The organism is Amycolatopsis sp. NPDC114478 (genome assembly GCF_055633805.1).
In genome coordinates this window covers 235,309-258,494 of the sequence record NZ_JBVKDO010000015.1, presented here as the reverse complement: position 1 = coordinate 258,494, position 23,186 = coordinate 235,309, and the positions used below count along the sequence as shown (strand labels likewise).

Annotated in this window: 19 protein-coding genes; 8 read left to right on the top strand and 11 right to left on the bottom strand. The window is 70.5% G+C overall.

Going from position 1 to position 23,186, the window contains the following annotated elements:
• The first annotated feature begins 288 nt into the window (after nucleotides 1-288).
• From ACZ7OH_RS35190 to ACZ7OH_RS35175, 4 genes are all read left to right on the top strand, one after another.
• Nucleotides 289-990, top strand: a complete 702-nt coding sequence (locus tag ACZ7OH_RS35190) for a S1 family peptidase (RefSeq protein WP_470284782.1) — start codon at nucleotides 289-291, stop codon at nucleotides 988-990.
• 83 nt (nucleotides 991-1,073) lie between these two features.
• Complete coding sequence (locus ACZ7OH_RS35185; protein WP_470284781.1) at nucleotides 1,074-2,213, top strand: permease; 1,140 nt, start codon at nucleotides 1,074-1,076, stop codon at nucleotides 2,211-2,213.
• 46 nt (nucleotides 2,214-2,259) lie between these two features.
• Nucleotides 2,260-2,829 carry a TetR/AcrR family transcriptional regulator gene (locus tag ACZ7OH_RS35180; protein WP_470284780.1) on the top strand — a complete coding sequence of 190 codons (570 nt, stop codon included), beginning with the start codon at nucleotides 2,260-2,262 and terminating at the stop codon, nucleotides 2,827-2,829.
• 71 nt (nucleotides 2,830-2,900) lie between these two features.
• Nucleotides 2,901-3,908 carry a medium chain dehydrogenase/reductase family protein gene (locus ACZ7OH_RS35175; protein WP_470284779.1) on the top strand — a complete coding sequence of 336 codons (1,008 nt, stop codon included), beginning with the start codon at nucleotides 2,901-2,903 and terminating at the stop codon, nucleotides 3,906-3,908.
• 50 nt (nucleotides 3,909-3,958) lie between these two features.
• On the opposite strand, the gene argG is transcribed toward ACZ7OH_RS35175, so the two are convergent.
• Complete coding sequence (gene argG / locus ACZ7OH_RS35170; RefSeq protein WP_400906253.1) at nucleotides 3,959-5,404, bottom strand: argininosuccinate synthase; 1,446 nt, start codon at nucleotides 5,402-5,404, stop codon at nucleotides 3,959-3,961.
• A 91-nt stretch (nucleotides 5,405-5,495) separates the two neighbouring features.
• Between argG and ACZ7OH_RS35165 the strand changes: the two genes are divergently transcribed.
• Nucleotides 5,496-6,428: an aminoglycoside phosphotransferase family protein gene (locus ACZ7OH_RS35165; RefSeq protein WP_470284797.1), complete on the top strand. Its 933-nt coding sequence runs from the start codon at nucleotides 5,496-5,498 to the stop codon at nucleotides 6,426-6,428.
• On the opposite strand, the gene ACZ7OH_RS35160 is transcribed toward ACZ7OH_RS35165, so the two are convergent.
• The 4 genes from ACZ7OH_RS35160 to ACZ7OH_RS35145 form a co-directional block, all read right to left on the bottom strand.
• Nucleotides 6,316-7,422, bottom strand: coding sequence for a hypothetical protein (locus ACZ7OH_RS35160; protein WP_470284778.1), 1,107 nt, complete (start codon nucleotides 7,420-7,422; stop codon nucleotides 6,316-6,318). The genes ACZ7OH_RS35165 and ACZ7OH_RS35160 overlap by 113 nt on opposite strands.
• 65 nt (nucleotides 7,423-7,487) lie before the next feature.
• Nucleotides 7,488-9,191: a glycerol-3-phosphate dehydrogenase gene (gene glpD / locus ACZ7OH_RS35155; protein WP_470284777.1), complete on the bottom strand. Its 1,704-nt coding sequence runs from the start codon at nucleotides 9,189-9,191 to the stop codon at nucleotides 7,488-7,490.
• A gap of 2 nt (nucleotides 9,192-9,193) precedes the next feature.
• Nucleotides 9,194-10,711: a glycerol kinase GlpK gene (gene glpK / locus ACZ7OH_RS35150; protein ID WP_470284776.1), complete on the bottom strand. Its 1,518-nt coding sequence runs from the start codon at nucleotides 10,709-10,711 to the stop codon at nucleotides 9,194-9,196.
• Between the two features lie 14 nt (nucleotides 10,712-10,725).
• Nucleotides 10,726-11,547 carry an MIP/aquaporin family protein gene (locus tag ACZ7OH_RS35145; RefSeq protein ID WP_470284775.1) on the bottom strand — a complete coding sequence of 274 codons (822 nt, stop codon included), beginning with the start codon at nucleotides 11,545-11,547 and terminating at the stop codon, nucleotides 10,726-10,728.
• A 152-nt stretch (nucleotides 11,548-11,699) separates the two neighbouring features.
• Between ACZ7OH_RS35145 and ACZ7OH_RS35140 the strand changes: the two genes are divergently transcribed.
• Together ACZ7OH_RS35140 and glpK (ACZ7OH_RS35135) are read left to right on the top strand one after the other, a co-directional pair.
• Nucleotides 11,700-12,467 (top strand): IclR family transcriptional regulator, encoded by a 768-nt coding sequence (locus tag ACZ7OH_RS35140; RefSeq protein ID WP_400906236.1) that lies wholly within the window; start codon nucleotides 11,700-11,702, stop codon nucleotides 12,465-12,467.
• Nucleotides 12,468-12,477: 10 nt separating this feature from the next.
• Nucleotides 12,478-14,427 (top strand): glycerol kinase GlpK, encoded by a 1,950-nt coding sequence (gene glpK, locus ACZ7OH_RS35135; protein WP_470284774.1) that lies wholly within the window; start codon nucleotides 12,478-12,480, stop codon nucleotides 14,425-14,427.
• Between the two features lie 57 nt (nucleotides 14,428-14,484).
• On the opposite strand, the gene ACZ7OH_RS35130 is transcribed toward glpK (ACZ7OH_RS35135), so the two are convergent.
• Nucleotides 14,485-15,303: a substrate-binding domain-containing protein gene (locus ACZ7OH_RS35130; protein WP_470284773.1), complete on the bottom strand. Its 819-nt coding sequence runs from the start codon at nucleotides 15,301-15,303 to the stop codon at nucleotides 14,485-14,487.
• Between the two features lie 252 nt (nucleotides 15,304-15,555).
• On the opposite strand from ACZ7OH_RS35130, the gene ACZ7OH_RS35125 reads away from it, so the two are divergent.
• The gene (locus ACZ7OH_RS35125; protein ID WP_470284772.1) at nucleotides 15,556-16,995 is read left to right on the top strand and encodes a DUF1996 domain-containing protein; all 1,440 of its coding nucleotides are present in this window, start codon (nucleotides 15,556-15,558) and stop codon (nucleotides 16,993-16,995) included.
• A gap of 1 nt (nucleotide 16,996) precedes the next feature.
• Here ACZ7OH_RS35125 and ACZ7OH_RS35120 read toward each other — a convergent pair whose 3' ends face one another.
• The 5 genes from ACZ7OH_RS35120 to araA all read right to left on the bottom strand — a co-directional run bounded on the left by ACZ7OH_RS35120 (nucleotide 16,997) and on the right by araA (nucleotide 23,178).
• Entirely contained in the window at nucleotides 16,997-17,689 is a 693-nt protein-coding gene (locus tag ACZ7OH_RS35120) for a glycoside hydrolase family 12 protein (RefSeq protein WP_470284771.1), read from the bottom strand.
• Nucleotides 17,690-17,823: 134 nt separating this feature from the next.
• Complete coding sequence (gene mmsB, locus ACZ7OH_RS35115; RefSeq protein ID WP_470284770.1) at nucleotides 17,824-19,044, bottom strand: multiple monosaccharide ABC transporter permease; 1,221 nt, start codon at nucleotides 19,042-19,044, stop codon at nucleotides 17,824-17,826.
• A complete protein-coding gene (gene mmsA / locus ACZ7OH_RS35110) occupies nucleotides 19,041-20,561 on the bottom strand; it encodes a multiple monosaccharide ABC transporter ATP-binding protein (RefSeq protein WP_470284769.1) in 1,521 nt (506 codons plus the stop codon). The genes mmsB and mmsA overlap by 4 nt, the downstream gene beginning before the upstream one ends.
• The gene (gene chvE, locus ACZ7OH_RS35105) at nucleotides 20,558-21,661 is read right to left on the bottom strand and encodes a multiple monosaccharide ABC transporter substrate-binding protein (RefSeq protein WP_470284768.1); all 1,104 of its coding nucleotides are present in this window, start codon (nucleotides 21,659-21,661) and stop codon (nucleotides 20,558-20,560) included. The genes mmsA and chvE overlap by 4 nt, the downstream gene beginning before the upstream one ends.
• A gap of 17 nt (nucleotides 21,662-21,678) precedes the next feature.
• Nucleotides 21,679-23,178, bottom strand: coding sequence for an L-arabinose isomerase (gene araA / locus ACZ7OH_RS35100; protein WP_470284767.1), 1,500 nt, complete (start codon nucleotides 23,176-23,178; stop codon nucleotides 21,679-21,681).
• Between the last annotated feature and the right edge of the window lie 8 nt (nucleotides 23,179-23,186).

Below are 23,186 nucleotides of genomic sequence, written 5' to 3'. Positions count from 1 at the left end.
ACTCCGGCCGCGACGCTGTGATCACCTGCACCACACCAACATGATCAACTACCGGCCCGGCCGCTCCGACACCGGGTTACGAGACATCCCTTAGGCGGAAACTTCCCAACCGGCCAATGCGCTTTCCCGTGGGCACGTAATTTGTCATGCGCATGGGCGGGAACGGCTTTGTTTTTTGTCACCCGCGTTTTCGAGGGTGACAATTTTGCGCTTCCGCGCACTCACCGGCGTCAGCACCGCGAGGTCGACTCGCCGGCCGCCCCACGATCGCCGCCCGCTGCGCCGGAAGTGCGTAGCGCGCGAACCGGCGTAGTCGTCTCCGGCGTTTTGCTCTCGGCCCTCGCGGCCGCGGCGCGGTCACTGGCCCCCCAGCCGGCCATCATCGACGGCGGCAACGCCGACTCGCTCCACTCCGCGGCCCGGATGTTCGCCGGCGGGCAGGAAATCTGCTCGGCGACGATCATCGCGCCCGACTGGATCCTCACCGCACGCCACTGCACGCAGGGTGCCGGCGGCAAGCCGATCAGCTTCCACGTGTTCGACCTGGACCAGACGAAGGGCACCACGATCAACGCGACCTCCGTGCACGAGGCGCCGGACTCGGACATCGCCCTGGTGCGGATCGACCAGCAGGTGCAGACGGAGTACGCGCCGCTGGGCAGCGAGGGCGACGTCGAGGTGGGCGACCAGGCCGAGGTGTACGGCTGGGGCGCGACGTGCACGGACAAGCCCGAGATCGAGTGCCAGTCGCAGCTGCTGAAGGTCGCGAAGGTGAGCGTGACGTCGATCGACTGCCCGGACGGCGGGGCGGGCGTCTCGGTGTGCGCGAACCGCGGCGACGGCATCACCGCGGGCGGCGACTCGGGCGGCCCGATGTACGCGAACGGCAAGCAGGTGGGCATGGCGTCGACGAGCGACCGCCAGTCGTACACGGCGTACATCAACATCACGAAGTACCGCGACTGGATCTCTTCGACCGCCGGCGTCTGAGCCGTCCCCGTCGACTCCACAGTGGACGCGGCGGACGCGTTCGCGTGGCCGGGGCGTCACGGCGGGAGTAGCGTCCCGGTCCTGTGGGTGAAGTCCTCGAAGCGCTCGCGCTGGCCGGGTCGATGACCTGGGAGATCCTCTGGGCCCTGATCCTCGGGTTCCTGCTGAGCGCCGTCGTCCAGTCCGTCGTCCGGAAGTCGACGATCGTGCGGCTCATGGGCGACGACCGGCCGCGCACGCTCGCGGTGGCGTCGCTGCTGGGCGCGGCGTCGTCGTCCTGCTCGTACGCCGCGGTGGCGCTGGCGCGGTCGCTGTTCCGGCGGGGCGCGCACTTCACCGCCGCCATGGCCTTCGAGATCGGTTCGACGAACCTGGTCGTCGAGCTCGGGATCATCCTGGCCCTGCTGATGGGCTGGCAGTTCACCGCGGCCGAGTTCGTCGGCGGGCCGATCATGATCGTGCTGGTGGCGGTGCTCTTCCGCGTGTTCGTCCGCCGCCGGCTGCTGGAGCAGGCCCGCGAACAGGCGGAGAAGGGCCTCGCCGGGTCGATGGAGGGCCACGCGGCGATGGACATGTCCGTCCAGGGCCCGGGCACCTTCCGGCAGCGGCTGTTCTCCGAGGCCGGCTTCACCGCGGTGGCGCACGTGTTCGTCATGGAATGGGCGGCGATCCTGCGCGACCTGGTGATCGGCCTGCTGATCGCGGGCGCGGTCGGCGCATGGGTCCCGGAGTCCTGGTGGCGGGCGCTGTTCTTCACCGACCACGCGGTCGCTTCGGCGGTCTGGGGCCCGATCATCGGCCCGGTCGTCGCGATCCTCGCGTTCGTCTGCTCGATCGGCAACGTGCCGCTGGCCGCGGTGCTGTGGAACGGCGGCATCAGCTTCGGCGGCGTGGTGTCGTTCATCTTCGCCGACCTGCTGATCCTGCCGATCCTGAACATCTACCGGAAGTACTACGGCACGCGGATGACGTTGGTGCTGCTCGGCACGTTCTACGCGGCGATGGTCGGCGCCGGGTACGTGGTCGAGCTGCTGTTCGGCGTCGCGGGGCTGATCCCGGCCGAGCGCTCGGCGACGGTCATGCGCGAAGGCGTCTCCTGGAACTACACGACCTGGCTGAACATCGTGTTCCTGGTCCTGGCCGCGGTTCTGGTGACGCGCTTCCTGCGGACGGGCGGAGCCGGGATGCTGCGCATGATGGGCGGCTCCCCCGACCGGGACTGACCAGCGGTGTTGCGCTCCCGACGAGAGTGAGTGTACAGTCACTCATATGACCAAGCGCGGCGCCACCCTCTCCACCTCCGATGCCCGGCGGGACGTCGTCGTCGACGCGGCCATCGCCGAGTTCGCGCGGACCGGGTACCACAGCACGCCGATCAGCGCCGTGGCCGCCAAGGCCGACATCTCCCCCGCCTACGTCTTCAAGTTGTTCCCCAGCAAGGTTTCCCTCTTCGTCGCCGCGCTCGACCGGTGCTACGAACTCGTCGCGCACGCGCTCTCCAACGGCGCCGCCCGCGCCGAGGACGACGACCCCGAGCGGATCCTCTACGAGATGGGCGGCGCCTACGCCGAGCTCATCGCCGACCGGGACCTGCTCATGCTGCAGGTGCACGCCCAGTCCGCCGCGGACACCCCCGAAATCGCCGACGCCGTGCGCCGCGGGCTCGCGAAGGTCACCGAACTCGCCCGCCGGCGCTCCGGCGCCGGCGGCGACCAGGTGCAGCGGTTCATCGCCTACGGCCAGCTCTGCCACCTCATCGCCACCCTCGACCTCGACGACCACGTCGGCGAATGGGCCGCCGTCCTCTCCGCCGGCATCCGCCACCCCGGCAAAAACTGACCTCCGACCAGCAGATCCTTTTCATGCCCCTTGAGTGATTGACCAGTCACTCACACCCGGAAGGAAGCACCATGAACGTCACCGAGATCGTCCTCCCCGGCCTCGTCGAGCCGGACGGCCTGCGCGTCGAGCACCGCGAGATCGCGCGGCCCGGCGCCGGCGAAGCCCTCGTCCGCGTCGAAGCGAGCGGGGTTTCGTTCGCCGAACAGCAGATGCGGCGCGGCAAGTACTACGACCAGCCGCCGTTCCCGTTCGTGCCCGGCTACGACGTCGTCGGCACGGTCCTCGAAGCCGAGGACGCGGCCCTGGTCGGCCGCCGGGTGGCCGCCATGACCAAGATCGGCGGCTGGAGCAGCCACCTCGTCCTCCCCGCCGCCGACCTGGTCCCCGTGCCCGACGCGCTCGACGCGGCCGAGGCCGAAACCTTCGTGGTCAACGGCATCACGGCCTACCAGATGCTGCACCGCTGGGCGAAGGTGAAGGCCGGCGGCACGATCCTGGTCCACGGCGCGAGCGGCGGCGTCGGCACCACGCTCGTCCAGCTCGCCCGGGCCGCCGGGATCAAGGTGATCGGCACGGCGTCGGCGCGCAACCTCGACGTCGTCACCGGGCTCGGCGCGACCGCCCTCGACTACCGCGGCGACGTCCCGGCCCAGGTCCGCGCGCTGGCGCCCGGCGGGGTCGACGCCGTCTTCGACCACGTCGGCGGGCCCGGCATCGTCGACTCGTTCCGCCTGCTCGCCCCCGGCGGCGCCCTGCTCGCCTACGGCAGCGCGGCCACCAAGGACACCGGCGGCAACCCGAGGCTCGCCGTGCTGAAGCTGGTCGCACGGCTGCTGTGGTGGAACGCGCTGCCGAACCGGCGCCGGACGCACTTCTACAACGTCTGGGGCGGCAAGCGGAACCTCCCCCGGTTCCGCGCGCGGCTCGCCGAGGACCTGACGGCCGTCTTCGAGCTGGCGGCGAAGGGCGAGCTCAAAGCTCAGGTGGCCGCGCGGATCCCGCTCGAGGAGGCCGCGAAAGCCTTGGCACTGGCGGAATCCGGGACGGTCACCGGCAAGGTCGTGCTCGTCCCCTGAACGCACCGAAGGCCACCACGGCGAGCGTGGTGGCCTTCGGGTCCGGCGGATCAGTCCGTGCCGAACTCCATCGCGGCGTTGTCGAGCAGCTCGACGTCGTCGGCCTTGCCGCGCGAGGCGATCACTTCGGCGCCACCCTCGGGCATCGCGCCGATGAGCCCGGTCGACGCGGCCTGGGCCGCGCCGATCAGCTTCGGGTTCGAGCCGCCGACCATGCCGAGGCTCGCGTACTGCTCGAGCTTCGCCCGCGAGTCGGCGATGTCGAGGTTGCGCATGGTCAGCTGGCCGATCCGGTCGACCGGGCCGAACGCCGAGTCCTCGGTCCGCTCCATCGACAGCTTGTCCGGGTGGTAGCTGAACGCCGGGCCGGTCGTGTCGAGGATCGAGTAGTCCTCGCCGCGGCGCAGCCGCAGCGTCACCTCGCCGGTGATCGCGGTGCCGACCCAGCGCTGCAGCGACTCGCGCAGCATCATCGCCTGCGGGTCCAGCCAGCGGCCTTCGTACATCAGCCGGCCGAGCTGCCGCCCGTGGTTGTGGTAGCTCGCGAGGGTGTCCTCGTTGTGGATGGCGTTGACGAGGCGCTCGTAGGCGGCGTGCAGCAGCGCCATGCCGGGAGCCTCGTAGATGCCGCGGCTCTTGGCCTCGATGATCCGGTTCTCGATCTGGTCGGACATGCCCAGGCCGTGCCGGCCGCCGATGGCGTTGGCCTCGAGGACCAGGTCGACGGCGGTGGCGAACTCCTTGCCGTTGATCGTCATCGGGCGGCCCTGCTCGAAGCCGATCGTGACGTCCTCGGTGGCGATCTCGACCTCGGGGTCCCAGAAGGCCACGCCCATGATCGGCTTGACGATCTCGATCCCGGTGTCCAGGTGCTCGAGGGACTTGGCCTCGTGCGTGGCGCCCCAGATGTTGGCGTCGGTCGAGTAGGCCTTCTCGGTGCTGTCGCGGTAGGGCAGGTCGTGCGCGAGCAGCCACTCGGACATCTCCTTGCGGCCGCCGAGCTCGGTGACGAAGTCCGCGTCGAGCCACGGCTTGTAGACGCGCAGGGAGGGGTTGGCCAGCAGGCCGTAGCGGTAGAACCGCTCGATGTCGTTGCCCTTGTAGGTGGAGCCGTCGCCCCAGATCTGGACGTCGTCCTCGAGCATGGCGCGCACGAGCAGCGTGCCGGTGACGGCGCGGCCGAGCGGGGTGGTGTTGAAGTAGCTGCGGCCGCCGGTGCGGATGTGGAACGCGCCGCAGGTCAGCGCCGCGAGTCCCTCTTCAACGAGGGCTTCCTTGCAGTCGACCAACCGCGCGATCTCGGCGCCGTACTGGCCGGCCCGCCCGGGCACCGACTCGATGTCGGGCTCGTCGTACTGGCCGATGTCGGCGGTGTAGGTGCAGGGGACCGCGCCTTTGTCGCGCATCCACGCGACCGCTACGGAAGTGTCGAGGCCACCGGAGAAGGCGATACCGACACGCTCGCCGACGGGCAGGGAAGTGAGCACCTTGGACATGCGAATGATTATGCACGCCCATGCATCGTCGTGCAATCCGGGGTGCCCTGGCTCACGGAAACCCGGTCGACGTGCGTGGTTGCGTGATCCCATGGGCCGGATGCACGCCGACGAGCACGCCATCGACACCACCCTCGTGCGACGGCTGGTGCGCGGGCGGTTCCCGGAGTGGGCGGACCTGCCGGTCACGCCCCTGGCCTCCGGCGGCACGGTCAACGCCGTGTACCGCCTCGGCGACAGCCTGACGGTCCGGCTCCCCCTGACCGGCGGCGGCGCCGGTGACCTCGCCAAGGAAGCCCGGGCCCTCGCCGCGCTCGACGGGTTGCCGGTGGCGGTGCCGGCCGTCGTTGCCACGGGCGAACCGGCCGAGGGGTATCCGTGGCCGTGGGCGGTGCACCGCTGGCTCGACGGCGAACCGGCCCGCGAAGGCCGCGACGCACCGGCGCGCGAACTGGCGGAGTTCGTCCGCGCGCTGCGCGCCCAGCGGGCGGACGGTCCCCCGGCCTACCGCGGAAAGCCCCTGGGTCCGGTCGACCGGGCCACCCGCCGGGCGATCGACGAGCTCAGCCGCACCGACGAGCCGTTCGACGCGGCCGCGGCCCTCGCCGTCTGGGCCGAGGCGATCGACGCTCCACAGTGGACCGGCCCGCCGTGCTGGGTCCACTCGGACCTGATGCCGAGCAATCTACTAATGCGCGACGGCCGCCTGACCGGCGTCCTCGACTGGGCGACGGCGGGCCTCGGCGACCCGGCGTGCGACCTGATCCCCGCGTGGAACCTGCTGACGGCGGCCACACGCGGGGTCTTCCGCGACGCCGTCGAAGCCGACGAGGCGACCTGGGCCCGCGCCCGAGGCTGGGCGCTGTCGATGGCCGTGATCCAGCTGCCGTACTACCGGCACACCAACCCGGTCATCTCGGCCAACGCCCGGTACGTGCTAACCGAGCTCGGTTGCCGACCGGCTCCCCGAAGCGCCACAGCACCCCGTGCGAGTTCCGGCCCGGCACCGAACACGAACCCGTGACCTCCGAGTCGTTCAGCCCGTCCGTGGAGCAGATCCCGCCTTCGGGCACCGGCAGCCGCAGCGCCCGGCCGGCCCGGTCCCACACCACCGGCGTCCCGTCGCCGAGCTGCCCGAGCACGGCGCCCGACGAGCTGACGGCCGTGAACCGGGACCCCGGGGCCTCGAAGACCGTGAGCGTGCCCGCCGGGTCCCAGCGCGCGATCCGCGTGGTGAAGTCCTTGTCGCGCACCTCGCCGGCGATCGTCCCGCCGGCGGTGACGGCCAGCGCCTCGCTGGACTCCCAGGTGGTGTCGAGCACCGTGGGCCGGCCCGTCGAGTCCCACTTCGCCGCGTGGACGCCGATGCTGCCGACCACGGTGCCGGCGTTGTCGAGGTCGCGCAGGGAACCGCCATCGGTCAGCTCGACGACGTTGCCCGCCGGGTCCCAGTACGTGGACTCGCTGATCACCGCGCCCGCGTCGTTCATCGCCCGGACCCGGCCGAGGCCGAGCACGGTCACCTTGCCCGAGGTGTCCCACCGCACGGCGGCGTCCGGGCCGGGCGCGCCGTAGGCGGTACCGGCGACCATGCCGCCTTCGTTGATCGCGACCGGCGTGGACCACGCGTAGCCCGGGAAGCCGGTCGGCTGGTCCAGCTCCACCGGTACGCCCGAAGCGTCCCAGCGGGTGGCCCGCCCGGTGTTCACGTGGTTGGTCGAGTCCCCGACCGCCACCCCGGCCTCGCTGAGAGCGGTGGCCTTCACGGCGCTGTAGCCGTCGAGCGGCCGCAGGTCGGTGATCCGGCCGGCCGGGTCCCACCGGGCCCCGTGCACGTCGAACACCTTGTCGTACGCCTCGCCGAACACCGTGCCGCGGTTCGTCACCAGCAGCCCCGAGCTGCTCGAGCCGCCCGGCAGCGTGCCCAGGTCGATCGGACCGGTCACCTCGTCCGCGCTCGCCGGGACGGCGGCGAGCACCGTCGTCGCCACCGCCGTCGCGAGAACACCTCTGAACATCCCCTGCTCCTCCCCTGTCAGGTGGGTTCCGGGGTGTTCACGCGCGACGGCGGCGATCGGTTGAGTCAGCCCGGCAGGAGCGCCGGGGCCGTGAGGCGGGTGGCGTTCGCCGCCGCGTCGTCCGGGGCTTCCTGGGCCGAGCGCTCGGCGTCCACCCGCGCGAGGTAGTTGGCCACCTCGCGCTCGACGCGGTGGGCGTCCCAGCCCAGCACCGGGGCCAGCAGCCCGGCGACCACCGGGGCCGCCGCCACGCCGCGGTCGCGTTCCTCGATCGAGATCCGCGTCCGCCGGGTCAGCACGTCCTCCAGGTGCAGCGCACCCTCGTGCGTGGCCGCGTACACCGCTTCCACGCGGAGGTACTCCGACGTCTCCGTGATCGGCTCTGCGAGCGAAGGCTGCTCCTCGATCAGATCGAGGAGGTTCCAGATCCGCGTGCCGTACCGCTGCAGCAGGTGCTCGACGCGGGTCAGCGGCAGCCCGGCGCGCGCGGCCAGGCCGACGCGGTCTTCCCACAGCTCGTGGTAGCCCTCGGCACCGACGATCGGCAGCCGGTCGGTCCACGACGGCGGGGCCGGGCGGCCGAGCTCCTCGACCACCACGTCGACCGCGTCCGCGGCCATCACCCGGTAGGTCGTGTACTTGCCGCCCGCCACGATCACCAGGCCCGGTACCGGGTGCGCGACCGCGTGCTCCCGCGACAGCTTCGTCGTCGCGGCCGCCTTCGCCGCGAGCAGCGGGCGAAGACCCGCGTAGACGCCCTCGATGTCATCGTGCGTCACGGGGGTACGCAGGACGGCGTTGAGGTGCTCCAGCACGTAGTCGACGTCCGCGCGGCTCGCCGCCGGGTGCTCGCGGTCGAGGTCCCACTCGGTGTCGGTCGTGCCGACGATCCAGTGGCGGCCCCACGGGATCACGAACAGCACGCTCTTCTCGGTGCGCAGGATCAGACCGGTGTCGAGGTCGATCTTCTCCCGCGGCACCACCAGGTGGATGCCCTTCGACGCCCGCACGGTGAACGGCGCGGGGATCCCGGCCGCCTCCGCCATGTCGTCGCTCCACACGCCGGTCGCGGCGACGACCGTCTTCGCCCGCACCTCGATCTCGGCGCCGCTCTCGCGGTCGACGACCTTCGCGCCGACCACCCGCTCGCCGTCGCGCAGCAGCGACGTCACGCGAGCCCGCGTCAGCACCGAAGCGCCCTGCTCGGCGGCCGTCCGCGCGATCGTCATCGTGTGACGGGCGTCGTCGACCTGGGCGTCGTAGTACTGGATCGCGCCGATCAGCGCGTCGTCGGCCAGGCCCGGCGCCACCTTGGCGGCGCCGCGCTTGGACAGGTGCCGGTGCCGCGGCAGCGCACGGGCGCCGCCGAGCGTGTCGTACAGCGTGACGCCGGCGCCGATGTACCCGCGCTCCCACACCCGGTGCGTCAGCGGCACCAGGAACTTCACCGGCCGGACCAGGTGCGGGGCCAGCTTCTGCAGCAGCAGCCCGCGTTCCTTGAGCGCCTCGCGCACCAGCTTGAAGTCCAGCTGCTCCAGGTAGCGCAGGCCGCCGTGGATCAGCTTGGACGACCGGCTGGACGTGCCGGCGGCGAAGTCGCGGGCCTCGACCAGCGCGGTCGAGAGCCCGCGCGACGCGGCGTCGAGCGCCACGCCCGCCCCGGTCACTCCCCCGCCGACGACCAGGACGTCGATCTCCTCGCGCGCCAGCTTCCGCAGGGTGTCCGCGCGGTAGGACGGGGAAAGCGCTGTCACGGTGTTCCTCCTCATGGTCATTGCACGTCGACCCAGTCGAGCGTGCGGCCGACGGCCTTCTGCCAGCCCGCGTAGCCCTCGGAGCGCTGCTCGCCGGTCCACGTCGGCGCCCAGCGCTTGTCCTCGTTCCAGTTCTGCTCGAGCTCGTCGGTCGAGGACCAGAAGCCGACGGCCAGCCCGGCCGCGTAGGCGGCCCCGAGCGCGGTCGTCTCGGCGACGACCGGCTTCGACACCGGCACGCCGAGGATGTCCGCCTGCAGCTGCATGCACAGCTCGTTGGCGGTGACGCCGCCGTCGACCCGCAGCACGTCCAGGGTGACGCCCGAGTCGTTCTGCATCGCCTCGACGACGTCGCGGGTCTGGTAGCAGATCGCTTCCAGGGTGGCCCGCGCGATGTGGGCGTTGGTCGTGGCGCGGGTGAGCCCGACGATCGCGCCGCGGGCGTCGGAGCGCCAGTACGGCGCGAACAGGCCGGAGAACGCCGGGACGAAGTAGACGCCGCCGTTGTCCTCGACCTGGCGGGCCAGGCTCTCGCTCTGCGCCGCGCCGCTGATGATGCCGAGCTGGTCGCGCAGCCACTGCACCGCGGAACCCGTGACGGCGATCGAGCCTTCCAGCGCGTAGACCGGCTTGTCGTCGCCGAACTGGTAGCACAGCGTCGTGAGCAGGCCGTGCTTCGAGCGGACCAGCTCGTGGCCGGTGTTGAGCAGCAGGAAGTTGCCGGTGCCGTAGGTGTTCTTGGCTTCGCCGGGCCGGAAGCAGACCTGCCCGACGGTGGCCGCCTGCTGGTCGCCGAGGACGCCGGTGAGCGCGACCTCGCCGCCGAGCGGGCCGTCCGCGCGAGTGGTGCCGAACAGGCCGGGGTTCGACGACGGCCGGATCGCCGGCAGCATCCGCTTCGGGACGTTGAAGAACGACAGCAGCTCGTCGTCCCAGTCGAGGGTCTCCAGGTCCATCAGCATCGTGCGGGACGCGTTGGTCGGGTCGGTGACGTGCACGCCGCCGTCCGGGCCGCCGGTGAGGTTCCAGATGAGCCACGAGTCCGTGGTGCCGAAGAGGGCGTCGCCCTTCTCGGCGTCTTCGCGCACGCCCTCGACGTTCTCGAGGATCCACTGCAGCTTGCCGCCGGAGAAGTACGTCGCGGGCGGGAGGCCGGCCTTGCGGCGGATGACGTCGCCCTTGCCCTCGCGCTCCAGCGCCGAGGCGATCCGGTCGGTGCGGGTGTCCTGCCAGACGATCGCGTTGTAGTAGGGGCGGCCGGTGCGGCGGTTCCACACGACGGTGGTCTCGCGCTGGTTGGTGATGCCGAGCGCGGCCAGGTCGGCGTGCGTCAGGTTCGCCTTGTTGAGCGCGGTCGCGATGACCGAGCGGGTGCGTTCCCAGATCTCGGTGGCGTCGTGCTCGACCCAGCCCGGCTTGGGCAGGATCTGCTCGTGCTCGAGCTGGTGGCGGGCGATCTCGTTGCCGCCGTGGTCGAAGATCATGAAGCGGGTGCTCGTGGTGCCCTGGTCAACGGCGCCGACGTAGTCAGGCATGGCGGTGCTCCTACTCAGTTGGCGGGCTCGAAGTCCTTGGCGGGCATGGCATCGAGGGGTTCCCCGGCGGGCAGGTACCGCTCGATGAAGAACTTGTAGATCGCGCCGCCGATCACCGCGCCGAGGACGGGCGCCACGATCGGGATCCACCAGTAGGGGAAGCCGTACTGGTCGGTGAACGCGGTGTCGTAGCCGGTCAGCCAGGACGCGAACCGCGGGCCGAAGTCGCGGGCGGGGTTGATCGCGTAGCCGGCGTCGGTGCCCCAGGCCATGCCGATGGCGACGACGAGGAAGCCGACGACGACCGGGGCCAGGTTCGCGCCCGGCGAGGTGTTGCGCAGGTCGGTGATGGCGAAGATCACCAGGACGAGGATCGCGGTGCCGATGATCTGGTCGCGGAAGGCGCCCCAGTCACCCACCGGGAGCGTGCCGTTACCCGGAAGGGTGGAGAAGACGCCCTGGGTCTTGATCGTCAGGCCGGGGTCCTTGGCGTTGAGCACCTCGGTGTAGTTCCAGCGCACCAGCAGGGCGGCGAGGAACGCGCCGGCCGTCTGGGCCAGGGCGTAGGGGGCGACCTTGCGCCATTCGAAGCCCTTGAACACGGCGAGGGCGACGGTCACGGCCGGGTTCAGGTGCGCGCCGCTGATCCGCGAAGCGACGTAGACACCGAGCGTGACGCCGAGTCCCCAGGCCCAGGCGATGCTGTCGTGGTCCCCGATGCCCGCGGCGACGACCTGCGCCACCACCCCGCACCCGAACAGGATGAGGATCATCGTCCCCACGAACTCGGCGGCCATCTCGCCGACGAGCCCGTGGGCCTTGAGGTTTCGCACCATTGCTTCCTCCACAAAGGACCGTTCTTCCCCCTGGTGAGTGAAAGTTAAGTTCGCGTTGCGGAGGGGTCAACGGACGCCGGTCGGCATTGTCGAACGGCCGGTGTGGATGTTCGACATTGTCGAATCAGGGCCGGTCGGGCTAGGGTCGCGGCGTGCCCGGTCCGATCCAGTCCATCGAGCGCGCCGCCGCGATCCTGCGGTTGCTGGCGCGCGGCTCGGGCCGTCTGGGCGTCGGGGAGATCGCCGACGCGCTCGAGCTGGCCAAGGGCACCGCGCACGGGATCCTGCGCACGCTGCAGGGCGTCGGGTTCGTCGAGCAGGACCGCGACACGGGCAAGTACCAGCTCGGCGCGGCGCTGCTGCACCTGGGCACGAGCTACCTGGACGTCAACGAGCTGCGGTCGCGGGCCATCAACTGGGCGGACGCCCTGGCCGCCCGCAGCGGCGAGGCGGTCCGGATCGGCGCGCCGCTGGAAGGCCGGGTGCTGGTGGTGCACCACGTGTTCCGCCCGGACGACAGCCTGCAGACCCTCGACGTCGGCACGCTGCTGCCGCTGCACGCGACGGCGCTCGGGAAAGTCCTGCTGGCCTACGACACGACTCTCGTGGCATCGTTGCGCACCGGCGAGCCCGAGGCCTACACCCGGCGGACGCTGGTCACCCAGACCGCGATCAAGCGCGCCTGCGGGAAGGTGCGCGAGGCGGGCTGGGCGGTGGAGAACGGCGAGATGATCGCCGGCGAGGCGGGCATCGCGGCGCCGATCCGCGGCCACGGCGGCATCGTGGTCGGCGCGATCGGCGTGTCCGGCGCGGTGGAGCGCGTCTGCGAGCCGGACGGCAGCCCGAGCCCGCGGCTGCTGGGCCACGTCCGCGACGCGGCGCGCGCGGTCTCGCGGGACCTGGGTGCGTCCCGATGGTGAAGGGAGGACCATGGTCCAGCGGTACGTGATGTCCATCGACCAGGGCACCACCTCCACCCGGTGCATCCTGTTCGACGCGCGCGGCCGGCTCGTCTCGGTCGTCCAGCGGGAACACCAGCAGCACTTCCCGCGGCCCGGCTGGGTCGAGCACGACGCCGTCGAGATCTGGCGGAACCTCTCCCGGATCGTGCCCCAGGCGCTGGCCGACGCCGGCGCGACCGCGGACCAGGTCGTCGGGCTCGGGATCGCCAACCAGCGCGAGACCACCGTGCTGTGGGACCGGCACACCGGCAACCCCGTCGGGCGGGCGATCGTCTGGCAGGACACCCGCACCGACGCCATGCTCGAACAGCTCGCCCGCGAGCCCGGCGCCGACCGCGTGCGGCAGCTGTGCGGCCTGCCGCTGGCGACGTACTTCTCCGCGCCGCGCGTCCGCTGGCTGCTCGAACGCACCCCCGGCCTGCGCGAACGCGCCGAACGCGGCGACGTCCTCTTCGGCACCATCGAGAGCTGGCTGATCTGGAACCTCACCGGTGGCGCCGAGGGCGGCGTGCACATCACCGACGTCACCAACGCCTCGCGCACCATGCTGATGAACCTGCGCACGCTCAACTGGGACGACGAGCTGCTCGACTTCTTCGACGTCCCGCGCGCGATGCTGCCGGAGATCCGCTCCTCGACCGAGGTCTACGGCACCACCTCGCGCGTGGTCCCCGGCATCCGGATCGCGGCGGCGCTGGGCGACCAGCAGGCCGCGTTGTTCGGCCAGACCTGCTTCGCGCCCGGCGAGGCGAAGTGCACCTACGGCACCGGCAGCTTCCTGCTGCTCAACACCGGCCCGACGCCGGTGCTGTCGACCCACGGCATGCTCACCACGGTCGGGTTCAAGATCGGCGACGAGCCGGCCGTGTACGCCCTCGAAGGGTCGATCGCCGTCACCGGGTCGCTGGTGCAGTGGTTCCGCGACGGCCTGGAGCTGATCGGCAGCGCGCCCGAGATCGAGACCCTCGCGCGGACGGTCGACGACAACGGCGGCTGCTACATCGTGCCGGCGTTCTCCGGACTGTTCGCGCCGCACTGGCACAGCGAGGCCCGGGGCGTGATCGCCGGCCTGACGTCGTACATCACCAAGGGCCACCTGGCGCGCGCGGTGCTGGAGGCGACCGGCTGGCAGACCCGCGAGGTCGTCGACGCGATGAACGCCGACTCGGGCCTGGCCCTGAAGACGTTGAAGGTCGACGGCGGCATGACCGCCGACAACCTGCTGATGCAGTTCATCGCCGACGTCCTCGACGTGCCGGTGGTGCGCCCGATGGTGGCGGAGACGGTGTCGCTCGGCGCGGCCTACGCGGCCGGGCTGTCCGTCGGGTACTGGCCGGACCTGGAGGGGCTGCGGCGCAACTGGCACCGGGCCGGGCAGTGGCTGCCGGCGATGGACCCGGCCCGCCGCGACACCGAGTACGGGCACTGGCGCCAGGCGGTGGAGCTGACGTTCGGCTGGATGCGTCCCGGCCCGGCCGCCGCCGCGCCGGGGTCCGACCTGGTCGAGGTGCTGCTGGCCGACCACCGCCGGTTCGAGCAGCTGCTGCGCGACCTGCGCAACGCCGAGGCCGACCGGCCGGCGCTGGTCGCGGAGCTGGCGGCCCTGCTGGTCGCCCACGCGACGACGACCGAGCGGATCGTCCGGCCCGGCTCCCCCGGCACCCCCTTCGCCGACGAGCTCCTGGCGGTCCTCGAAGCCGACGACTTCGAGAAGGCGTTGCTGCGCTTGGAGAACGTCGTCGACGGGCACGTGCGCGGCGAGGAACGCGGGCTGCTGAACGACTTGCGCCGCACGATGTCCACTTCGGACCGCACCGGCCTCGGGCGGGCGTTCGTCGCGGAACGCCGCCGTCAGCTCGACCTCGGCTGCGGCACGGCCGGCCACATCCGCGAGCTCGGCGAACGGCTCGCGCTGTAACGGATTCCGGTACCTGCCGGCGAAATCGACGTCTGCGTCACCGCCACGCGCTGACGATCACCTCCGGGCCGGGCGACTGCTCTCCCGCACCACCAGTTCGGTCCGGACCGAACTGCTCCCGGGGGCCGCGAGGCCGTCGATCCGCGCGGCGAGCACCGCCATCGTGTGGCGGCCCGCGGCGACGAAGTCCTGGCGGACCGTCGTCAGCGGGGGTGCGAAGTAGGCCGCCTCCGGGACGTCGTCGAAGCCGACGACGTGGGCGTCGCGCGGCACCCGCATCCCGGCTTCGGCAAAGGCGGCCAGGAGACCGAGTGCCATGTGGTCGTTCGCCGTGAACACCGCGCACACCCCCGCTTCGACCGCGAGGGACTGCCCGGCGCGGTAGCCGGAGCGGGCCGACCAGTCGCCGCGGACCACCGGGGGCACGTCGGCGCCGTAGCGTTCGAGGGTTTCGCGCCAGCCGCGTTCGCGGTCGCGGGCGATCACCCCGTCTTCGGGGCCGCCGACGTGCCAGACCGTCGGGTGGCCGATGTCGAGGAGGTGTTCGGTGGCGCGGCGCGCGCCGTCGCTCTGGTCGGCGGACGCGGCCGGCACGAGCGGGACGCCGGCGACCGGCGGCAGGTCGGCGCCGGCGGCGTGCGGGTCGAGCAGGACGATCCCCGCCACCCCCTGCAGCCGCAGGCCGGCCACGGCGGCCGACACCGCGGACCGGCCGCGGCCCGGCACGCTGAAGACGACGAGGGCGTACCCGTGTTCCCGCGCGGCCGCGCGCAAGCCGTTGAGGACCGGCCCGGCCGCGGCGGCTCCCGTGGTGATCACCCCGAGCGTGCCACGCCGGGCCGGGGCTCTGAGAGGACCTGCGTCGTCCGCGGACATGGCGACGATGTTAACGATCACACGATCGGACGTGAACTTCCTTCACTTTCCATAAATAACGAAACGATAACGCACGAAAGGCGCTTTGAACCGGGCCTCCACGGCGGCCGTTTCAGCCAGTGCCGGAACCAGTGACACCGGCGCGGTTCCCCGATTCCCGCGCCGCGGTGGCACTTTCCCGGGTTCCGCGCGTCTCCCCACCCGGGCACGCAGCTGTCGTCGGTGTGCCCGGAAAACCGAAGAAGGTGACCATTGCCCCGGAAAACCTCCCCCGCCACGGGCAGACATCGCATCAGCCGCCGCACCAAGATCGCGACCGGCGGGCTCGCCCTCGCGCTCGCGGTCGGCGGCATCGTCGTCGCGACGACCGCCGGACGCACCGGCCAGGCCAGCGCCGATCCCGCCGACGCGTCGTTCTTCCTCGACATCGCGAAGGTGCCGGCTGGTGTTAACGTGAACAAAGCGCTGCAGCAGAAGGGCGCGCGCGGCACGTTCACCGTGGACTGCGGGCGCAACGAGAACCAGCACTTCAACCCCGACAACTTCATCGCCCAGCCGGGTGTCAAGAACGGCGCCCAGCACCTGCACGACTACGTCGGCAACCTGTCGACGAACGCCGACTCGAACAACAAGAGCCTGGTCAAGGCCGGGACGACGTGCAAGAACGGCGACAAGTCCGCCTACTTCTGGCCGGTCGTGCGCATCGACACCGGCGACGCGGGGAAGAACCCGCCCGCGACCCAGCCCGACCGCGCCGGCAGCGCGAAGGACAAGGCGAGCGCGCAGGTCGACTGCCCGGACGTCGCGAGCAAGCTCCCCGACGTCCCCGACCAGGCCATGGACGAGGTGAACCGCAACCTCGACCTGCTCGACACGCAGATCGACGAGGCGAACAAGCGGATCGCGAACGGCGACCTGAAGACGCCGCAGGACATCCAGAACGCCGTCGTCGGGCCGCTGAAGGACAAGCGCACCGCGACCATCGACCGGATCGCCATCGCGATCGGCCGCCGCGCGGCGAAGCCCACCAACCTGGGCGGGCTCGCCGCGTGCGTGCTCAAGCAGAACGGCCAAGGCGGGCTCGACAACGGCGGCCAGAACAGCGCCGGCCAGGCGGGCGAACTGCCCGGCGTCAACGCCAAGAACGAAGTGGCCGGCAACGACGGCGAGATCCAGCGGGTCCGCGCGGCGACGATCACGTTCACCAGCGGCGGCGCGAACAAGGTCGTCGCGATGCCGCAGTTCCTCCGCATCCTCTACGGCGACGCCAAGCAGAGCACCAACGGCCCGGCCAACGCCCGGCCCAGCTGGACGTGCACGGGCTTCGAGGACCGGCTCACCGACCACTACCCGATCTGCCCGCAGGGCAGCCGGGTCGAGCGGATCCACGCGTTCCCGAACTGCTGGGACGGCAAGAACATCGACAGCGCGAACCACCGCACGCACATCGTGTTCGCCGACCAGCAGGGCAAGTGCCCGCAGGGCTTCGAGAACGTGCCGCAGCTGGTCATCAAGCTGGTCTACGACATCCCGCACGACATCCAGGTCAAGGGCCAGTACAAAGTGGACGCTTTCCCGCAGGAGAGCCACAACCCCCGCTCGGACCACGACGACTTCGCCAACGTCATGGGCCAGCGGCTGATGAACCAGGTCGTCAACTGCATCAACACCGGCAAGCGCTGCAGCCAGTGAGTCAGGACGAGGTGACGGAGTAGCTGTTCGCGGCGAAGTCCAGGCCACCGGCGGACGAGGTGATCTCGAAGCCGAACTGGACTTCGCCGAGCGTCACGTCACCGAACCACCCGCGGGCACGGATCCAGTTCAGCACCGCCAGGACGTCGACCGTGCCCGCGTCGGTGTTCGACGTGCGCACGAACGAAAAGACCGCGTTCGACCCGTTCGATCCCTTGTAGACGTCCCAGGTGTGGCCGCCGACCGTCGCGGTGGTCTGCTTGCTGCCGAGCGGGCCGACCGCGCCCTGCTTGTTCATCCACAGCATGGTTTCGTAGGCGTTGTTGTCCGCCCAGATGTCGTAGGCGGTCTCGTAGGCACCGCCGCCGGGGCGGCTGACGTTGAAGCTGCTGGACACCCGGCCGAGAGCGCTCAGCTTCTTGCCGACGTTCTTCGCCGAATGCGGGTACGACTTCACGCCGCCGGTGTTCGGCTGATCCGACCAGACACCCCAGTTGGAATACGAATTCGCCCAGATGGTCTGCGGGCCGGCACCACTGCCCCAGACGTCGTTGCGGATCGTGTACCCGCCATTGGACCAGGTCGCCCATTTGTCCGAAGACGACCACGTCGCAGCCGAAGCGACACCGGCCGAGGTGGCCACGGAAGCGGCCACGGTCAAGGAAACCACGAGGGAACGCACGGCGTTGTGCATGGGATGTGTCCTCCACTGGTGAGGGATTAACCAGCACTATGTACGTCCCGTTACCGCCCGGTCAAGCAATTCGAGAACTTCGAAAAAGAAAGGGGCTTTCCCGTCGAACGGGAAAGCCCCTTTCGACGCGTGACTCAGGAAGCCGCGCGGCGTTTCGTCCAGATGTCGTACGCCACGGCCGCCAGCAGCACGACGCCCTTCACGAGCATCACCCGCTCGCTCGGCGCGCCGATCAGCGACATCCCGTTGTTGATCACCGCCATGATCAGGCCACCGGTGATCGCGCCGACCACCTTGCCGACGCCGCCCTGGACGGCCGCGCCGCCGATGAACGCCGCCGCGATCGCGTCCAGCTCGAAGTTGACGCCCGCCGTCGGGCCCGCCTGGTTGAGCCGGCCGGCGAAGATGATCCCGGCCAGCGCCGCCAGGACGCCCATGTTGACGAAGATCCAGAACGTCACCGACTTGACCTTGACGCCCGAGAGCGTCGCGGCCTGCAGGTTGCCGCCGACGGCGTAGATGTGCCGGCCGAACACCGACTTCCCGGCCACCAGCGAGTAGCCGAGCACCAGCGCCGCCAGCAGGATCAGCACCCACGGCAGGTTCTTGAACCGCGCCAGCTGCACGACCAGCGCGAGCACCAGCACCGCGATCCCGGCGATCTTCAGAACGAAGACCCCGAACGGGTCGACGACCTGGCCGTAGCCCAGCCGCGCCGAGCGCTTCCGCCACTGCGTGAACGCGATCCCGGCCACCGCCGCGACGCCGGCGAGCAGCGACACCAGGTCGGCGCCGCCGAGCGGGCCGAGGCCGATGTTGCCGAGGTAGCCGTCGGTGAAGCCGTTGGACAGCGTGCGGATGGCGTCCGGGAACGGGCCGATGCCCTGGTTGCCCAGCACCGTCAGGGTCAGGGCCCGGAACGCCAGCATCCCGGCCAGCGTCACGATGAACGCCGGGATGCCGAAGTAGGCGACCCAGTAGCCCTGCCACGCGCCGATCACCGCGCCGACGACGAGGGTGACCAGCACCGCCCAGAACCACGGCAGGTGCCAGTTCACCATCAGCACCGCCGACACCGCGCCGGTCATCGCGACCACCGACCCGGCGGAGAGGTCGATGTGCCCGGAGATGATCACCAGGATCATCCCGATCGCCAGGATCAGCACGTAGCTGTTCTGCACGATGATGTTGGAGATGTTCTGCGGTTCCAGCAGCGCGCCGCCGGTGAGCACCTCGAACAGCACCACGATCAGCGCGAAGGCGACGTAGATACCGCTCTGGCGCGGGTTGATCGAGATCCGCCGGGCGGAGCGCTCGGCCGGGGGCGCGGCGGGCCGCGCTTCGGTCGTGGTCATTGCCGTTCCTTGGTCATGTACTGCATCAGCAGTTCCTGGGTGGCTTGTTCGCGGGTCGCCTCGCCGGTGATCCGGCCCGCCGACAGCGCGTAGATCCGGTCGCAGAGCCCGAGCAGCTCCGGCAGCTCGGAGGAGATGACCAGCACGGCCTTCCCCTGCGCGGCGAGGGCGTTGATGATCGTGTAGATCTCGAACTTCGCGCCGACGTCGATGCCGCGGGTCGGCTCGTCGAGGATCAGCACGTCCGGGTCGGTGAAGATCCACTTGGCCAGCACGACCTTCTGCTGGTTGCCGCCGGAAAGCTTCCCGGTCACGCTGCGCACGGACGGCGCCTTGATCCGCAGGTCGCGGTGGTAGCGGGCGGCCGTGTCGTGCTCGGCGTGCTCGTTCACCCAGCCGCGCTTGGCCAGCTTGCCCAGCCCGGCCGCGGACACATTGCGCTGGATGTCCTCGATCAGGTTGAGCCCGTAGCGCTTCCGGTCTTCGGTGGCGTAGGCGATGCCGTGGCGGACGGCGTCCTGCACCGACCGGACGTCGATCTCCTTCCCGTGCTTGATGATCCGCCCGGAGATGTCCTTGCCGTAGGACCGGCCGAACACGCTCATCGCGAGCTCGGTCCGGCCCGCGCCCATCAGCCCGGCCAGCCCGACGATCTCCCCGCGCCGCAGCGAAAGCGACGCGTTCTCGACGATCACGCGGCCGGCCTGGGTCGGGCTGTGCACCGTCCAGTCCTCGATCCGCAGCACCTCTTCCCCGATGTCCGGCTCCCGGGGCGGGAACCGGTGCTCGAGGTCGCGCCCGACCATGCCGGTGATGATGCGTTCCTCGGTCAGCCCCGCCGCGTCCAGCGTCTCGATCGTCTTGCCGTCCCGCAGGATCGTGACGGTGTCGGCGATCGCGGTCACCTCGCCCAGCTTGTGCGAGATGATCACGCAGGTGACGCCCTCGTCACGCAGCCCGCGCAGCAGGTCGAGCAGGTGGGCCGAGTCGTCGTCGTTGAGCGCCGCGGTGGGCTCGTCGAGGATGAGCAGCTTCACCTCCTTCGACAGGGCCTTGGCGATCTCGACGAGCTGCTGCTTGCCGACGCCGAGCTCCTGCACCGCCCTGGTCGCGTTTTCGGCGAGGCCGACGCGCTTGAGCAGCGCGCCGGCCTCGTGGTTGGTGCGGTTCCAGTCGATCCAGCCGCGCTTGGCCTGTTCGTTGCCGAGGAAGATGTTCTCCGCGATCGACAGCTGGCCGCACAGCGCGAGCTCCTGGTGGATGATCACGATCCCGCGCCGTTCGCTGTCGCGCACCGACCCGAACTCGCACCGCTGCCCGTCGAAGGTGATCTCGCCGTCGTACGTCCCGTGGGGGTAGACGCCCGAGAGCACCTTCATCAGGGTGGACTTCCCGGCGCCGTTCTCCCCGCAGATCGCGTGGATCTCCCCTTGGCGCACGGAAAGCGTGACGTCGGACAGCGCCTTGACCCCGGGGAAGGTCTTGGTGATCCCGCGCATGCCGAGCAGTTCGGTCATTTCAGCTGACCTGCCGTGTAGTAGCCGGAGTCGACCAGTTCCTTCTGGTAGTTGGCCTTGTCCACCGTGACCGGCTGCAGCAGGTAGGACGGGACGACCTTCTTGCCGTTGTCGTAGTCCTTCGTGTTGTTGACCTCGGGCTTGCCGCCCTTGAGCACCGCGTCGGCCATCTTCACCGTGGTGTCGGCGAGGATGCGGGTGTCCTTGAAGATCGTCGAGTACTGCTCACCGGCGATGATCGACTTGACCGACGCGACCTCGGCGTCCTGCCCGGTGACGATCGGGTAGGGCTGGCCGGCGGTGCCGTAGCCGTTGCTCTTCAGCGCCGAGAGGATGCCGATCGACAGGCCGTCGTACGGCGAGAGCACGCCCGCGACCTTCGCGCCGCCGGTGTAGGTCTTGGTGAGCAGGTCTTCCATGCGCCGCTGCGCGGTGGCCGGGTCCCAGCGCAGGATGGCCGCGCGGGCGAAGTCGGTCTGGCCGCTCTTGACGACCAGCTTGCCGCTGTCCATCAGGGGCTTGAGGACGGACATCGCGCCGTTGAAGAAGAAGGTGGCGTTGTTGTCGTCCGGGGAGCCGGCGAACAGCTCGATGTTGAACGGACCGGGGCCGTTGCCCAGGCCCTTGACCAGCGAGTTCGCCTGCTCGACGCCGACCTTGAAGTTGTCGAACGTGGCGTAGTAGTCGACGTTCGGTGAATTGCGGATCAGCCGGTCGTAGGCGATGACCGGGATCTTCTTGTCGGCGGCCTCCTGCAGCTGGGTGGTGATGGCCGTGCCGTCGATCGAGGCGATGACCAGGAGCTTGGCGCCCTTGGTGATCTGGTTCTCGATCTGGTTCACCTGGGTGGGGATGTCGTTCTCGGCGTACTGCAGGTCGACCTTGTACCCGAGCTTCTCCAGCGCCGACTTGATGTTGTCGCCGTCGTGGATCCAGCGCTCCGACGACTTCGTCGGCATGGTGACGCCGACCAGGCTGCCCGCCGCGCTCGCGCCGGGCGCGGCCGTCTGGTCCGCGGTCTTCTGGCTCGAGCCGCACGCCGACAGCGTGAGCACGAGCCCCGCGGCCCCGAGCGCCGCGATTCCTCTGGTGAACTTCATCGTTCTTTCTTCCTTTCTCAGAAGCCCTGTGCGAGCCGGTGGTACGCCTGGTTCCAGCGGATGCGGTCGGCGAAGTCGTGCGGGGTGGTGTCCTTGTCGATCACCAGCAGCTCGACGCCGAGCAGGTTCGCGAAGTCGCGAAGGGTTTCGGTGCCGACGGCCTGGGTCAGGACGGTGTGGTGCGGGCCGCCCGCGGTGATCCACGACTCGGCCGACGTCGACAGCGACGGCGCCGGCTCCCACACCGCGCGCGCCACCGGCAGGTTCGGCAGCGGCTCGTCCGGCTCGACGACCTCGATCTCGTTGGCCACCAGGCGGAACCGGTCGCCGAGGTCGACCAGGCCGAGGGTGACGCCGGGGCCGGGGGCGGCGTCGAACACCAGCCGGACCGGGTCCTCGCGGCCGCCGATGCCCAGCGCGTGGATCTCGCACGACGGCCTGGCCGCAGCGATACTGGGGCAGACCTCCAGCATGTGGGCACCGAGGATCTTCGGCGTGCCCGGTCCGAAGTGGTAGGTGTAGTCCTCCATGAACGACGTGCCCCGCTCGAGGCCGACGCCCATCGCCTTGACCGCGGCGAGCAGCGCCGAGGTCTTCCAGTCGCCCTCGCCGCCGAAGCCGTAGCCGTCGGCCATCAGCCGCTGCACGGCCAGGCCGGGCAGCTGGCGCAGGCCGCCTAGGTCCTCGAAGTTCGTCGTGAACGCGCCGAACCCGCCGTCGGTGAGGAACTTCCGCAGCCCGGCCTCGATCTTCGCCGCGTACCGCAGGGATTCGTGCCGCGCTCCCCCGGCCGCCAGGTCCGCGACAACGTTGTAATCCTGCGCGTACTGCGCCACGAGCGAGTCGACATCGGAAACTTGGTCGACCACTTCCACCAGGTCGTTGACCCCGTAGGTGTTGACCGAGACGCCGAACCGCAGCTCGGCCTCGACCTTGTCCCCTTCGGTGACGGCGACGTCGCGCATGTTGTCGCCGAACCGGGCCAGGCGGAGGTTGCGCAGGTGGTCGGCGCCGATCGCGGCCCGAGCCCACGCGTCGATCCGCGCGACGACGGCCGGATCGCTGACGTGCCCGGCGACGGTCTTGCGCGGCACGCCGAGGCGGGTCTGGATGAACCCGAACTCGCGGTCGCCGTGGGCGGCCTGGTTGAGGTTCATGAAGTCCATGTCGATGGTGGACCACGGCAGGGCTTCGTTGAGCTGGGTGTGCAGGTGCAGCAGCGGCTTGCGCAGCGCGTCCAGCCCGGTGATCCACATCTTCGCGGGCGAGAAGGTGTGCATCCACGCGATCACGCCGACGCACGCGGCGTCGGAGTTGGCTTCCTGCAGCACGCGGCGGATCGACGCGGCCTCGGTCAGCACCGGCTTGCCGACGATCTCGGCCGGGAGGCCACCGGAGGCGGCCAGGAGCTGCTGGATGCGCAGGGACTGGCCGGCGACCTGCTCGAGGGTCTCCTCGCCGTAGAGGGCCTGGCTCCCGGTGAGGAACCAGAGCTGGGGTTTCGACGCGCGGGTCATCGTTCTCC

Bases quoted from the DNA above. Each gene is read 5' to 3' on its own strand.
- ACZ7OH_RS35180 (WP_470284780.1), top strand. From the start codon at position 2,260: ATGACCAAGCGCGGCGCCACCCTCTCCACCTCCGATGCCCGGCGGGAC.
- ACZ7OH_RS35175 (WP_470284779.1), top strand. From the start codon at position 2,901: ATGAACGTCACCGAGATCGTCCTCCCCGGCCTCGTCGAGCCGGACGGC.
- argG (WP_400906253.1), bottom strand. From the start codon at position 5,404: ATGTCCAAGGTGCTCACTTCCCTGCCCGTCGGCGAGCGTGTCGGTATC.
- ACZ7OH_RS35165 (WP_470284797.1), top strand. From the start codon at position 5,496: ATGGGCCGGATGCACGCCGACGAGCACGCCATCGACACCACCCTCGTG.
- ACZ7OH_RS35160 (WP_470284778.1), bottom strand. From the start codon at position 7,422: ATGTTCAGAGGTGTTCTCGCGACGGCGGTGGCGACGACGGTGCTCGCC.
- glpD (WP_470284777.1), bottom strand. From the start codon at position 9,191: ATGAGGAGGAACACCGTGACAGCGCTTTCCCCGTCCTACCGCGCGGAC.
- glpK (WP_470284776.1), bottom strand. From the start codon at position 10,711: ATGCCTGACTACGTCGGCGCCGTTGACCAGGGCACCACGAGCACCCGC.
- ACZ7OH_RS35145 (WP_470284775.1), bottom strand. From the start codon at position 11,547: ATGGTGCGAAACCTCAAGGCCCACGGGCTCGTCGGCGAGATGGCCGCC.
- glpK (WP_470284774.1), top strand. From the start codon at position 12,478: ATGGTCCAGCGGTACGTGATGTCCATCGACCAGGGCACCACCTCCACC.
- ACZ7OH_RS35130 (WP_470284773.1), bottom strand. From the start codon at position 15,303: ATGTCCGCGGACGACGCAGGTCCTCTCAGAGCCCCGGCCCGGCGTGGC.
- ACZ7OH_RS35120 (WP_470284771.1), bottom strand. From the start codon at position 17,689: ATGCACAACGCCGTGCGTTCCCTCGTGGTTTCCTTGACCGTGGCCGCT.
- mmsB (WP_470284770.1), bottom strand. From the start codon at position 19,044: ATGACCACGACCGAAGCGCGGCCCGCCGCGCCCCCGGCCGAGCGCTCC.
- mmsA (WP_470284769.1), bottom strand. From the start codon at position 20,561: ATGACCGAACTGCTCGGCATGCGCGGGATCACCAAGACCTTCCCCGGG.
- chvE (WP_470284768.1), bottom strand. From the start codon at position 21,661: ATGAAGTTCACCAGAGGAATCGCGGCGCTCGGGGCCGCGGGGCTCGTG.
- araA (WP_470284767.1), bottom strand. From the start codon at position 23,178: ATGACCCGCGCGTCGAAACCCCAGCTCTGGTTCCTCACCGGGAGCCAG.